13 protein-coding genes are annotated in these 13,006 nt (G+C 66.5%); 9 read left to right on the top strand and 4 right to left on the bottom strand.

What is annotated here, in order from left to right; all coding sequences use genetic code 11:
- Nucleotides 1-73: 73 nt before the first annotated feature.
- From KXD98_RS21075 to KXD98_RS21065, 3 genes are read right to left on the bottom strand one after another with little or no spacing between them, the layout of a single operon-like run.
- Nucleotides 74-1,696 carry an acyl-CoA carboxylase subunit beta gene (locus tag KXD98_RS21075; RefSeq protein ID WP_260760219.1) on the bottom strand — a complete coding sequence of 541 codons (1,623 nt, stop codon included), beginning with the start codon at nt 1,694-1,696 and terminating at the stop codon, nt 74-76.
- Nucleotides 1,693-2,841 carry an acyl-CoA dehydrogenase family protein gene (locus KXD98_RS21070; RefSeq protein ID WP_260760218.1) on the bottom strand — a complete coding sequence of 383 codons (1,149 nt, stop codon included), beginning with the start codon at nt 2,839-2,841 and terminating at the stop codon, nt 1,693-1,695. The genes KXD98_RS21075 and KXD98_RS21070 overlap by 4 nt, the downstream gene beginning before the upstream one ends.
- Nucleotides 2,838-4,475 carry an acyclic terpene utilization AtuA family protein gene (locus KXD98_RS21065; protein ID WP_260765332.1) on the bottom strand — a complete coding sequence of 546 codons (1,638 nt, stop codon included), beginning with the start codon at nt 4,473-4,475 and terminating at the stop codon, nt 2,838-2,840. Before KXD98_RS21065 ends, KXD98_RS21070 begins: the two co-directional genes overlap by 4 nt.
- A gap of 309 nt (nt 4,476-4,784) precedes the next feature.
- On the opposite strand from KXD98_RS21065, the gene rpmF reads away from it, so the two are divergent.
- The 9 genes from rpmF (at nt 4,785) to KXD98_RS21020 (ending at nt 12,321) form a co-directional block, all read left to right on the top strand.
- On the top strand, nt 4,785-4,958 hold the full coding sequence (gene rpmF / locus KXD98_RS21060) for a 50S ribosomal protein L32 (protein WP_067953617.1): 174 nt from the start codon (nt 4,785-4,787) through the stop codon (nt 4,956-4,958).
- 71 nt (nt 4,959-5,029) lie between these two features.
- Nucleotides 5,030-5,719 (top strand): response regulator transcription factor, encoded by a 690-nt coding sequence (locus KXD98_RS21055; protein WP_260760215.1) that lies wholly within the window; start codon nt 5,030-5,032, stop codon nt 5,717-5,719.
- Nucleotides 5,719-7,173 (top strand): cell wall metabolism sensor histidine kinase WalK, encoded by a 1,455-nt coding sequence (locus KXD98_RS21050; protein ID WP_260760214.1) that lies wholly within the window; start codon nt 5,719-5,721, stop codon nt 7,171-7,173. The genes KXD98_RS21055 and KXD98_RS21050 overlap by 1 nt, the downstream gene beginning before the upstream one ends.
- Nucleotides 7,174-7,359: 186 nt before the next feature.
- On the top strand, nt 7,360-8,718 hold the full coding sequence (locus tag KXD98_RS21045; RefSeq protein ID WP_260760213.1) for a S1C family serine protease: 1,359 nt from the start codon (nt 7,360-7,362) through the stop codon (nt 8,716-8,718).
- 77 nt (nt 8,719-8,795) lie between these two features.
- The gene (locus KXD98_RS21040) at nt 8,796-9,293 is read left to right on the top strand and encodes a molybdenum cofactor biosynthesis protein B (protein ID WP_260760212.1); all 498 of its coding nucleotides are present in this window, start codon (nt 8,796-8,798) and stop codon (nt 9,291-9,293) included.
- A gap of 98 nt (nt 9,294-9,391) precedes the next feature.
- Nucleotides 9,392-9,550, top strand: coding sequence for a hypothetical protein (locus KXD98_RS21035; protein WP_260760211.1), 159 nt, complete (start codon nt 9,392-9,394; stop codon nt 9,548-9,550).
- A 390-nt stretch (nt 9,551-9,940) separates the two neighbouring features.
- Nucleotides 9,941-10,591 (top strand): MspA family porin, encoded by a 651-nt coding sequence (locus KXD98_RS21030; protein ID WP_260760210.1) that lies wholly within the window; start codon nt 9,941-9,943, stop codon nt 10,589-10,591.
- A 177-nt stretch (nt 10,592-10,768) separates the two neighbouring features.
- The gene (locus tag KXD98_RS21025; protein WP_260760209.1) at nt 10,769-11,419 is read left to right on the top strand and encodes an MspA family porin; all 651 of its coding nucleotides are present in this window, start codon (nt 10,769-10,771) and stop codon (nt 11,417-11,419) included.
- 251 nt (nt 11,420-11,670) lie between these two features.
- On the top strand, nt 11,671-12,321 hold the full coding sequence (locus KXD98_RS21020) for an MspA family porin (RefSeq protein ID WP_260760208.1): 651 nt from the start codon (nt 11,671-11,673) through the stop codon (nt 12,319-12,321).
- A gap of 68 nt (nt 12,322-12,389) precedes the next feature.
- Here the strand turns inward: KXD98_RS21020 and mscL are convergent, their stop codons facing one another.
- Nucleotides 12,390-12,824 carry a large-conductance mechanosensitive channel protein MscL gene (gene mscL, locus KXD98_RS21015; RefSeq protein WP_260765331.1) on the bottom strand — a complete coding sequence of 145 codons (435 nt, stop codon included), beginning with the start codon at nt 12,822-12,824 and terminating at the stop codon, nt 12,390-12,392.
- Between the last annotated feature and the right edge of the window lie 182 nt (nt 12,825-13,006).

Here is a 13,006-nt window from a genome sequence, read left to right as displayed (position 1 = left end):
ATTTCGGCGCGATTTCGGCCGCTCAGCGTCGCCGAGCGCGCCGTAATCGCGGATTCGGGCGGCATCGGGGCGCTCACATCCGGAAGACGCCGAAGTTCGACGTCCCCTCGATCGGGCCGCTGGCGATCGCCGAAAGACACAGCCCCAGCACGGTGCGGGTGTCGCGTGGGTCGATCACCCCGTCGTCGTAGAGCCGCCCGGACAGAAACATCGGCAGCGACTCCGCTTCGATCTGCGCCTCGACCGCTGCGCGCAGCGCCGCATCGGCATCCTCGTCCACGGCCTGTCCACGGGCCTCGGCAGCGGCTCTGCTGACGATCGACAGTACGCCGGCCAGCTGTGGACCGCCCATCACCGCCGACTTCGCGCTCGGCCAGGCGAACAGGAACCGCGGGTCGTAGGCGCGTCCGCACATGCCGTAGTGGCCCGCCCCATAGGACGCCCCGATCAAGACGCTGATGTGTGGCACGGTCGAGTTGGATACTGCGTTGATCATCATCGAGCCGTGCTTGATCATCCCGCCCTCTTCGTAGTCGCGACCCACCATGTAGCCGGTTGTGTTGTGCAGGAACAACAGTGGGGTGTCCGAACGGTTCGCCAGCTGGATGAACTGGGTCGCCTTCTGCGACTCCTGGCTGAACAGCACGCCGCGCGCGTTGGCCAGGATGCCCAGCGGGTAACCGTGCAGGGTCGCCCAGCCGGTCACCAGTGAGCCGCCGTAGAGCGGTTTGAACTCGTCGAACTCCGAGCCGTCGACGATCCGGGCGATCACTTCACGCGGGTCGAAGGGGATGCGTAGATCGGCGGGCACGATTCCGAGAAGTTCGTTCTCGTCGAACATCGGCGCCCTGACCGGTGCGGGGGCCGGGCCCCGCTTGCGCCAGTTGAGCCGGGCGACGATGCGCCGGCCGATGCGCAGGGCGTCGAGTTCGTCGACGGCGAAATAGTCGGCCAGGCCGGAGGTCCGGGCGTGCATGTCGGCCCCACCCAACGACTCGTCGTCGGACTCCTCGCCGGTGGCCATCTTGACCAGTGGCGGCCCGGCCAGAAACACCTTGGAGCGTTCCCGGATCATCACCACGTGGTCGGACATGCCGGGAATGTAGGCGCCGCCGGCGGTCGAGTTACCGAACACGATGGCCACGGTCGGGATCCCGGCCGCCGACAATCGCGTCAGGTCGCGGAACATCTGGCCGCCCGGGATGAAAATCTCCTTCTGAGTGGGGAGATCGGCACCGCCCGATTCCACCAACGAGACCACCGGCAGCCGGTTCTCCAGTGCAATCTGGTTGGCGCGCAGAATCTTGCGAAGTGTCCATGGGTTGCTGGTGCCGCCTTTGACGGTGGGGTCGTTGGCGACCAGCAGACATTCCACTCCGCTGACCACGCCGATGCCGGTAACCACGCTGGCTCCCACGGTGAAGTCGGTGCCCCACGCCGCGAGCGGGCTCAGCTCCAGGAATGGCGAATCAGGGTCGACGAGCGCCTCGATCCGTTCACGCGCTGTCATCTTGCCGCGATCATGATGGCGCGCGACGTATTTGGCGCCGCCGCCGGCGAGTGCCTTGAGGTGTTCGGCGTCGAGTTCGGCGACTTTGGCCGTCATGGCTTCAGCCGCGTCCCGGTAGGCGGCGGACCGGACGTCGAGGGTGGACGTCAGAGCCGATGCGGGCGCTGCGCTTCTCGCTGATGTCATGTCTGATATCCCAGGGTCTTGGCGGCGAGTGAGGTCAAGATCTCGGTCGTGCCTCCACCGATGCCGAGGATGCGCATGTCGCGGTACTGGCGTTCCACCTCGGTGCCGGTCATGTAGCCCATGCCGCCGAACAGTTGCACCGCCTGGTGAGCCACCCATTCGCCAGTCTCGACGGCAGTGTTCTTGGCGAAGCACACCTCGGTGATCAGGTCAGTCTCGCCGGCCAGTTCGCGTTCGACGACGTGGCGGGTGTAGACGCGGGCCACATCGACGCGTTGGGCCATCTGGGCCAGCGTGTTCTGTACCGACTGCCGCGATATCAGCGGCTTGCCGAACGTCTCGCGTTGCCGGCACCAGTCCACTGTCAGGTCCAGGCACCGTTGCGCGCTCGAATACGCTTGGGCGGCAAGGCCGACACGTTCACTGACGAAGGCCGCAGCGATCTGCAGAAAGCCACTGTTCTCCGGGCCGACGAGGTGGCTGGCGGGCACCCGGACATCGGAGTAGGACAGTTCCGCGGTGTCCGAGCTGCGCCAGCCCATCTTGTCGAGCTTACGGGTGACGGTGAATCCAGCACTGTCCTTGTCGACGACGAGCAGAGAAACTCCGGCGGCTCCCGGGCCTCCGGTGCGTACCGCGGTGATCACGTAGTCGGCGCGGACGCCCGAGGTGATGTAGGTCTTGGCGCCGTTGACGACGAAGTCGTCGCCGTCGCGTTCGGCACGGGTGCGCAAGTGTCCGACATCGGACCCGCCACCCGGTTCGGTGATGGCCAGCGCTCCGATCTTGTTGCCGCGCAGGGTCGGTCGCACATAGTTGTCGATCAGGTGGGCATCACCCGAGGCGATCATGTGGGGAACGGCGATCCCGCAGGTGAACAATGAGGCATAGACACCGCCGGGGCAGCCGCACCGGTGCATTTCCTCGCAGATGACGACGGCGTCGGCCGCGTCCCCGCCCTCGCCGCCGACCGACTCTGCGAAACCGGCGCCCAGCAGGCCGGCGTCTGCGGCCTTGCGGTGCAGCTCACGCGGCAGCTCACCGTGGTGTTCCCACTGCTCGACGTGGGGCAGGATCTCCCGTTCGACGAAGGAGCGCACCGTTTTTCGCAGTTCGTCGCGCTCCGGTGTGGTCCAGATGCTCACAGCAACAACTCCTCGGGTATGTCCAGATGGCGGCTGCGCAGCCATTCTCCGAGCCCCTTGGCCTGCGGGTCGAAGCGCGCCTGATAGGCCACGCCGGCACCGAGAATCTCGTCGACGACGAAGTTGACCGCACGCAGGTTGGGGAGCAGGTGTCGGGTCACCGGCAGCCGGGCAGTCTCGGGCAGCAGTTCCCGCAGTCTGTCGACTGTCAGAACCTCGGCAAGCCAACGCCATTGATCGTCTGTGCGGACCCAGAGCCCGATGTTGGCGCTGCCACCCTTGTCACCGCTGCGGGCCCCTGCGATGGTGCCCAGCGGTAGCCGCCGGGTGGTGCCCCATATTCGGGGTGACGGTGCTGCCGGTGCGGGCACCGGTTCCAGGTCGCAGGTCGTGGGTGCGGGTGCCACATCCGTGCGGGTGCCGTCGGGCAGGACCGCGACGTGGGGTACTCGGTCGGCCGGGACGTGGGCGGCGGTGAACACGCCGTAGACCTGCCCGTCACCCGGGGGCGCGGTGGTGGTGAATCCCGGATAGCTGGCCAGCGCCAGCTCCACGGCAGCCGAAGAGAACTGGCGTCCCACCACAGCTGGATCAGGGTCACGCACCACGCATCGCAGCAGCGCGCTGGCTGTCTGTTCGGTGTCGGCGTCGGTATGGTCGGTGCGGGCCAGGGTCCACTGCAGCTCGGCGGGGCGGGCGGACAGGCTGGACTCCAGCTGCCGCCGCACCAGGGCGGACTTCTCGTCGATATCCAGGCCGGTCAGCACGAATGTCATCTCGTTGCGAAAGCCGCCGAGGCTGTTGAGCGAGACTTTCAGCGTCGACGGGGGAGGTTCGCCGCGCACACCGCTCAGGCGTACCCGGTTGGCGCCGACGTCGGTCAGCTCCACGGTGTCGACCCGCAATGTCGCGTCGGGGTTGGCGTAGCGAGCGCCGGCGATCTCGTAGAGCAACTGCGCGGTGATGGTGTCCACGGTCACCGCACCGCCGGTGCCGGAGTGCTTGGTGATCACCGACGAGCCGTCGGCGTGGATCTCGGCGATCGGGAACCCGGGTCGTACCAGGTCGGCGATCTCGGTGAAGAAGGCGTAGTTGCCGCCGGTGGCCTGGGTTCCGCATTCGATGACATGGCCGGCTGCCACGGCACCGGCGATCTTGTCGTGCTCGGTGCGCTGCCAACCGAAGTGGGCGGCCGCCGGCCCGACGACCACCGATGCGTCGGTCACCCGACCGGTGACCACCACGTCGGCGCCGGCGTCGAGGCATTCGACGATGCCCCACGCACCGAGGTAGGCGTTGGCGGTCAGCGGCGTGCCCAGGCCGAGTTCGTCGGCGCGGGACAGCAGATCGTCTCCCTCGACGTGGGCGACCGTGACGGCCAGGCCGAGCCGGTCGGCCAGCGCACGGACGGCGTCGGCCAGTCCCGCGGGGTTGACGCCACCGGCATTGGCGACGATGCGCACGCCGCGGTCCAGGGCCAGCCCGAGGGATTCCTCCAGCTGACGTAGGAAGGTCTTGGCGTACCCGCGGTCGGGGTTCTTCATCCGGTCGCGGCCCAGGATCAGCATGGTCAGCTCGGCGAGATAGTCACCGGTCAGGTAGTCGAGGTCGCCGTCGGTGAGCATCTCGGACATCGCCGAGAACCGGTCGCCGTAGAACCCTGAACAATTGCCGATGCGGACAGGGGCACCCCCGACCTCGCGGCGGTCCGTCACACACACTCCCGTCTCGTCCGTCTCCCAACCAGTCGGTAGGTTAGCGGCTACCGCGGGTATCGGATAGCCCTTTGGCCAGATCGCTGCGGTCCAGCCAGGTCGGTCGCGGGCCGGGGTTTGGAGCCCGCCGCCCGCAACAGCTATCCTGATCACCAATTGCCGGTACCCGGTAGTCCAGGCTCGGGGGCGTTGCCCCTGCCGGAGAACCCCGAACGATGGAGCTCGATCATGGCTGTGCCCAAGCGCAGAATGTCGCGCGCGAACACCCGTAGCCGGCGCGCGCAGTGGAAAGCCACCCCCACCAACCTGGTCGGCGTCACCGTCGCAGGTCAGCAGCGCAAGGTGCCGCGCCGCCTACTCAAGGCCGCCCGGCTGGGTCTGATCGACCTCGACCGCCGCTGATTCTCTGAAACCCGCCGCATGAGCGGCGCGCCTCTCAGGTCACTCTCAGTCGCGGGGCCGACACTGTGCCAGTGCGCATACTTGTCGTAGACGATGACCGCGCGGTCCGCGAATCCCTTCGGCGCTCCCTGGCTTTCAACGGGTACGCGGTCGAACTGGCTCAGGACGGTCGCGAAGCGCTGGACATGATCGCCAGCAACCGCCCCGACGCCGTCGTCCTGGATGTGATGATGCCGCGACTGGACGGTCTGGAAGTGTGTCGGCAGCTTCGCAGCACCGGTGACGACCTGCCGATTCTGGTGCTGACCGCCCGCGACTCGGTGTCCGAGCGCGTCGCCGGCCTGGATGCCGGTGCCGATGACTATTTGCCGAAGCCGTTCGCGTTGGAGGAGCTGCTGGCCCGGATGCGCGCGCTGTTGCGACGCACCACGCCCGACGACGGCTCGGCCGAATCGGCGGCGATGACCTTCTCGGACCTGTCCTTGGACCCGGTCACCCGTGAGGTCACCCGCGGGGACCGCCAGATCAGCCTGACCCGCACCGAGTTCGCGCTGCTGGAGATGCTGATCGCCAACCCGCGCCGAGTGCTGACCCGCAGCCGGATCCTGGAAGAGGTGTGGGGTTTCGACTTTCCCACCTCGGGCAACGCCCTGGAGGTTTACGTCGGCTACCTGCGGCGCAAGACCGAGGCCGAAGGCGAACCGCGGCTCATCCACACCGTGCGCGGAGTGGGTTACGTGCTGCGTGAGACCCCACCCTGATGGCTCACGGCAACGTCGCGACCTGGCCGCCCCGGTTCGGCCCACCCCCTGCTGCCAGCTCCTTGTCGGTGCGTTGGCGGGTGATGTTGCTGGCGATGTCGATGGTCGTGATGGTGGTCCTGCCGATGGCCGTCGCGGTGTATGCCGTGGTGTCGCGCGCCCTCTACGACGACATCGACAACCAGCTGCGCGCCCGCGCCCAGCTGCTGTTCGAGAGCGGCTCGTTGTCGATCGATCCGGCCAAGGCGATCGAGGGCACCGCGTTTTCGGACATCAACGCGATCTACTACGTGCCTGGCCGGGTGAAGTTCACTTATCAGCAGCCGGGGCAGACGCTCCCCATCGGCGGCCCGGAGCGCGACGTGATGGAGGGCCGGCTGCTGATGTCGCTGCGCACCGTGAAGGACCAGCGGGTGCTTGCGTTGCACATCCAGAACACCGGGGCCTCGCTGCTGTTGTCCAAGAGCCGAGAACCCACCGGCGTGATCCTGCAGCGGTTGAGCAGTGTTTTGCTGATCATCGGTGGTCTGGGCGTGGCGGTCGCGGCGATCGCCGGCGGGATGGTCGCCCGAGCAGCGCTGCGACCGGTGGCCCGGCTGACCGAGGCGGCCGAACGGGTCGCCCGGACCAGCGACCTGCGACCCATCCCGGTATTCGGCAGCGACGAGCTGGCGCGGATGACCGAGACCTTCAACATGATGCTCGGAGCGCTGGCCGAGTCACGCGACCGGCAATCACGTTTGGTGGCCGACGCCGGCCACGAATTGCGCACCCCGCTGACCTCGCTGCGCACCAATGTCGAACTGCTGATGGCCTCGCAGAAGCCGGGCGCTCCGCGGCTGCCCGCAGAGGAGATGGCTGAGCTGCAGTCCGACGTGATCGCCCAGATCGAGGAACTGTCCACGTTGGTCGGGGATCTGGTCGACCTCACCCGCGCCGACGCCGGCGGCGTGATCCACGAAATCGTCGAGCTGGGCGACGTCATCGAGCGGTCGCTGGAGCGAGTTCGTCGGCGCCGCAACGACATCGAGTTCGACGTCGAGGTCACACCGTGGCAGGTGTACGGCGATGCCGCCGGGCTGGCGCGGGCGGTGCTCAACCTGTTGGACAACGCGGCGAAGTGGAGTCCTCCCGGTGGGCGGGTGACGGTCCGGTTGACCCAGGTGGACCCGCTGCGCGCCGAGCTGGTGGTGTCCGATCAGGGTCCCGGCATCGCTCCGCAGGAGCGCCATCTGGTCTTCGAGCGCTTCTACCGTTCGGCAGCGGCCCGGGCGATGCCCGGATCCGGTCTGGGATTGGCGATCGTCAAACAGGTGGTGCTCCGCCACGGCGGCGCCCTGTATGTCAACGAGGCCGAGCCCGGCGGGCAACCGCCGGGGACCGCCATGCATGTGCTGCTGCCGGGCCGTGCGTCCGGCGGCAATGCCGGCCAGAACGCAGTGCCCGAGGCGTGACGCGGGCGACACGCGGTCGCTGATATCTGCGCCGAACGGCGACACCAGCGACGATGGTGATGCACAGTGTGCGGGTATCCCGAGGCATCTCTAAGGGGATTCTCAGTCCTACTGGGCACTCTGGAGCAGCACCGATCGTTGGACCGAGCGACACCGAACTTTCTCAGGGAGAGAGCGCCACAGCAAATGACCAACCACCCGAGGTACTCGCCGAACCCCCACGAGGGTCGTCAATCCGGTATGCCCGGGGGACATGTCGACCCACAGCGGTCGGGCTTCTACGACCGGCAGGGCTATGACTGGCGCTACGCGACAGAGCAACAGCGCCAGGCGTTTCGGGCCTCCTATGACCCTTACCCTGGCGCCCCGATACCGACCGGCCCCGGCCAGTACCCGCAGCCGGGTGTCCCAGGTGGTCCGGCGCAGCCCCGAAAGCGTTCGCGCGCAGGGGCGCTCGTGGTGGGTGCGACGGTCTTGGCGATGCTGTCGGCGGGAGTCGGCGGCGGCGTGGCGATGCTCGTGCACCCGGATCACAACGGCGCCGCGGGCATCGGTGCGCTCGGGGCCGCTCCCAGCCGGCCCGCGGCTTCGGTACCCGCAGGCTCGGTCGAGCAGGTGGCCATGAAGGTGGTTCCCAGTGTGGTCAAGCTGGAAGTCAAGCAGGGCCGCTCGACCGAAGAGGGCTCCGGGGTGATCCTGTCCGCCGACGGGCTGATCCTGACCAACAACCATGTCGTGGCCGGTGCGGCCGATCCGGCCGCCCCGGGTGGCGCCGCCAGCCGTGCGGTCACCAAGGTCACCTTCCACGACGGACGCAATGCCGAGTTCACGGTCATCGGTACCGATCCCGGCAGCGACATCGCGGTGGTGCGGGCACGCAACGTATCCGAGCTGACGCCGATCACCGTGGGGTCCTCGGCGGACCTGCGGGTCGGCCAGGATGTGGTCGCGATCGGCTCGCCGCTGGGCCTGGCAGGCACTGTGACCACCGGCATCATCAGCGCCCTGAACCGGCCGGTCGCGGCCGGCGGTGACGCGCGCAACCAGAACACGGTGCTCGACGCGATCCAGACCGACGCGGCCATCAACCCGGGCAACTCCGGTGGTGCGTTGGTCAACATGAACGGTGAGCTGGTCGGCATCAACTCCGCGATCGCCACGCTCGGAGCCAGTGCCGGCGGCCCGCAGGGCGGCTCGATCGGCCTGGGCTTTGCGATTCCGGTCGATCAGGCCAAGCGCATCGCCGACGAGTTGATCCAGACCGGCACCGCGTCGCGCGCTTCGCTCGGTGTGCAGGTCGGCAACGACGCGGACGTCGACGGCGCCAGGATCGTCGAAGTGTCCGGCGACGGGGCGGCGGCTGCGGCCGGGCTGCCCAGCGACGTCGTGGTGACCCGCCTCGATGACCGCGTCATCAGCAGCGCCGACGCATTGGTGGCCGCGGTCCGCTCCAAAGCGCCCGGGGACAAGGTGACGCTGACTTACCGGGACGCCGGCGGCCGCGAACAGACCCTCGAGGTCACCTTGGGCAGGGCGGCGCAGTGACGTCGATCAGTGAGCCGACGCCGACCGTGCTACGTCTGGCTGTAGCCGTGTCCGATCCGACATATACGGTTGAGCTCATGGAACAGCCGCATGCGTTGGTGGGTCGCGCCCTGGTCGTGGTCGTCGATGACCGAGCCGCTCACGGCGACGAAGAGGACCACAGCGGCCCGTTGGTCACGGAGCTTCTCGGTGAGGCCGGGTTTGTCGTCGACGGTGTCGTGGTGGTGTCTTCCGACGAGGTCGAGATCCGCAACGCCCTCAACACGGCGGTCATCGGCGGTGTCGACCTCGTGGTCTCGGTGGGCGGCACCGGGGTGACCCCTCGCGATGTGACGCCCGAGGCCACCCGGGACCTGCTGGATCGTGAGCTGCTGGGCATCGCCGAGGCGCTCCGTTCCTCGGCGCTGTCCGCCGGCATCGGTGAAGCAGGAGTCTCCCGCGGGCTGGCGGGTGTCTCAGGCAGCACGCTGGTGGTGAACCTGGCGGGATCGCGCGCCGCGGTCCGCGACGGGATGGCCACCCTGGGCCCGCTTGCGGCTCAGGTGATCGGTCAGCTCTCCAGTCTGGAAATCTGACCTCCAGCGTTTCCGGAAATGCACCTGACCTGCAAAGTTAAAATCAGGTGAACTCTTAGTACGTCAATCTCGTGATCTTGATCACAAGGCAGGGTGCGTTGAGCGAGCAGCATGAGCCTTCGAAGGACGAGCTCGATGCGATCTTCGGGGCGCCGTTGCCGGACACCACGGCCGACGAGCGCGAGCACCCGTCATCCCGCGACGCGGCTGCCCATGAGCGCTGGCTGCGTGACAATGTTCCGCCGCACCACGACTGACCTGTGGCTTCGCCCGGGGTTTTCACTTCCGGCTCAGCTGTAACGGACCTCACACCGTTTGCGAACAACTGTCTGCGGGATCGAGATCAGCGACGTTTTTCCGGCAGCCCCGCCGTCGCACCTTCGAGGGGGTCGGCAACCACGAATCCCATCATGCGGACGGCCGGTACCCTGTGCGCTGCCCAACACCACCCAGCGTTCGCGTTGCCGGTCTGAAGCCCCACCGTTATGTTCCTCTGGTCAAGACGATGAGTGTTTCGTAAGACAAGGGTGTGAGGTTCCTAATTCCCTTCACATCCGGCTCTTGCCAAGTGTGTGGTGTGGCAGTGCCAGGCATGGACGACCACCGGTGACCCGCCCCCGGGACACCTCTAGATCTCTAGGGAGAACATGAAAACCATCAGTCGGGTGCTCGTCGCGATGGTGGCGTCCATCGCGGCGTTGTTCGTGAGCACTGGCACGTCTCACGCTGGTCTGGACAACGAGTTGAGTGTGGTTGACGGCCAGGGCCGGACGTTGACCGTTCAGCAGTGGGACACCTTCCTCAATGGGGTGTTCCCGCTGGACCGCAACCGGCTGACCCGTGAGTGGTTCCACTCGGGCAAGGCCAGCTACATCGTCGCCGGTGAGGGTGCCGACGATTTCGAGGGCACCTTGGAGCTCGGTTACCAGGTGGGCTTCCCGTGGTCGCTGGGTGTGGGTATCAACTTCAGCTACACCACCCCCAATATCGCCTTCGACGGCCTGGAGAGTGCGGGCTTCTTCACGCCCGGTCTGGGTGACGAGTTCGCCGGCATCGTGACCCCGCCGCTGTTCCCGGGTGTGTCGATCAGCGCGGACCTGGGCAACGGTCCGGGTATCCAGGAAGTCGCGACGTTCTCGGTGGATGTCGCGGGTCCCGCTGGTTCGGTGGTGGTGTCCAACGCGCACGGCACGGTCACCGGTGCGGCCGGTGGTGTGTTGCTGCGTCCGTTCGCCCGGCTGGTCTCCTCGACCGGTGACAGCGTCACCACCTACGGCGAGCCCTGGAACATGAACTGATGTCTTAGCAGGACGTGGTGGCCCGGCCGAGGCCGGGCCACCACGTCGCAGATGCCATGACTGCACTTGCTTGACGCAGTCGTCGGCGCGATAGCTCCGCGAACGAAAAAGCAACCAGGCACAGAAGAGACAGTCGGTGACTCGCCTCCGGGTCGCCGCCGAACCGCTAGGGAGAACATGAAAACCATCAGTCGGGTATTGATCGCGATGGTGGCGTCCATCGCGGCGTTGTTCGTGAGCACTGGCACGTCTCACGCTGGTCTGGACAACGAGTTGAGTGTGGTTGACGGCCAGGGCCGGACGTTGACCGTTCAGCAGTGGGACACCTTCCTCAATGGGGTGTTCCCGCTGGACCGCAACCGGCTGACCCGTGAGTGGTTCCACTCGGGCAAGGCCAGCTACATCGTCGCCGGTGAGGGTGCCGACGATTTCGAGGGCACCTTGGAGCTCGGTTACCAGGTGGGCTTCCCGTGGTCGCTGGGTGTGGGTATCAACTTCAGCTACACCACCCCCAATATCGCCTTCGACGGCCTGGAGGGTGTCGGTTTCTTCGACCCGGTGTTCGGTAACGAGTTCGCCGGCATCGTGACCCCGCCGCTGTTCCCGGGTGTGTCGATCAGCGCGGACCTGGGCAATGGTCCGGGTATCCAGGAGGTCGCGACGTTCTCGGTGGATGTCGCGGGTCCCGGTGGTTCGGTGGTGGTGTCCAACGCGCACGGCACGGTCACCGGTGCGGCCGGTGGTGTGTTGCTGCGTCCGTTCGCCCGGCTGGTCTCCTCGACCGGTGACAGCGTCACCACCTACGGCGAGCCCTGGAACATGAACTGATCTGCCTGCGATTCGCTGCAGTATTCGTTGGCCCCCGGCGTACGCCGGGGGCCAACTTTTTGCGCCTGAATGCCGTGACTCCGTGTTCGCGGGCGGCGGCCGCTCTCCAGGGGTGCGTTGCCGGTCCAGGTTCGGTCCCGATATGTTTCTCGTGCTAATAAAGTCTGCGGTGTTGACGATGAACCATGAAAGCCAGGCGCACGCATGATCGGTGGCCCTCCCGGGGGGTGCCGTCTGAAGCTAGGGAGAAGATGAAAACCATCAGTCGGATATTGATCGTGATGATTGCGTCGATCGCCGCATTGTTCGTGAGCACTGGCACGTCGAATGCAGGTCTGGACAACGAGTTGAGTGTGGTCGACGGCCAGGGCCGGACGTTGACCATTCAGCAGTGGGACACCTTCCTCAACGGGGTGTTCCCGCTGGACCGCAACCGGCTGACCCGTGAGTGGTTCCACTCGGGCAAGGCCAGCTACATCGTCGATGGCGAGGGCGCCGACGACTTCCAAGGCACCATGGAGCTCGGTTACCAGGTGGGCTTCCCGTGGTCGCTGGGTGTGGGTATCAACTTCAGCTACACCACCCCCAACATCGCCTTCGACGGCCTACAGGGTGTCGGTTTCTTCGACCCGGTGTTCGGTAACGAGTTCTCCGGCATCGTGACCCCGCCGCTGTTCCCGGGTGTGTCGATCAGCGCGGACCTGGGCAATGGTCCGGGTATCCAGGAGGTCGCGACGTTCTCGGTGGATGTCGAAGGTCCCGGTGGTTCGGTGGTGGTGTCCAACGCGCACGGCACGGTCACCGGTGCGGCCGGTGGTGTGTTGCTGCGTCCGTTCGCCCGGCTGGTCTCCTCGACCGGTGACAGCGTCACCACCTACGGCGAGCCCTGGAACATGAACTGACCTCACGTCGTCTTTACGAACAGCGGCCCCCGGCATCAGCCGGGGGCCGCTGTCGTTGGGCGGGCCGCTCACTGCCTCGTATCGGTGTCCGTGTCCGTAATGCCGTGCCGTCCGGCGCTGGTCGGTGCGGCTTCTGCTCGGAGCAGGTCGCGGATCTCGGTCAGCAGCGTCAGTTCGGTCTCTTCGGTTTCCACCTTGGTGTCGCGTTCCTTCAGCTTCTTGAACGGCACCACGATGACGAAGTAGATCACTGCGGCCACGATCAGGAAGTTGATCGCTGCTGACAGCACGGCGTTGAGGTCGACGAATTGATCGCCGCCCAGCGGAATCCGCAGAATGCCGTATTCGGCGTCGGGCCCCGCGCCGATCCGGTCGACGAGTGGCTGAATGACATTCTGTGTGAACGCCGTGACCAATCCGGTGAATGCGGCGCCGATGACCACCGCAACCGCCAGATCGATGACGTTTCCTCGGGAGATGAACTCTTTGAATCCCTTCAGCATGGTCACGCGTCCTTTCTCGGGTGAAGTCCTGGTGAATGGTTCGTCCGTTCTGGATCAGACGGTAACCGCCGCATCGGGAGAAAGGCTCCTAGCCTGTGAATTTCCTTCTGGGCCGATCACAGCATGCTGTCGTGGGCGGCACCGCACCGCGAACAGATCGTAGGATCGAGGCAGCGGCAGCC

Source organism: Mycobacterium sp. SMC-4 (assembly GCF_025263265.1).
Classification (GTDB): domain Bacteria; phylum Actinomycetota; class Actinomycetes; order Mycobacteriales; family Mycobacteriaceae; genus Mycobacterium.
Note: the sequence above shows the minus strand (reverse complement) of the source record. Positions and strands in the feature narration are given on the sequence as shown.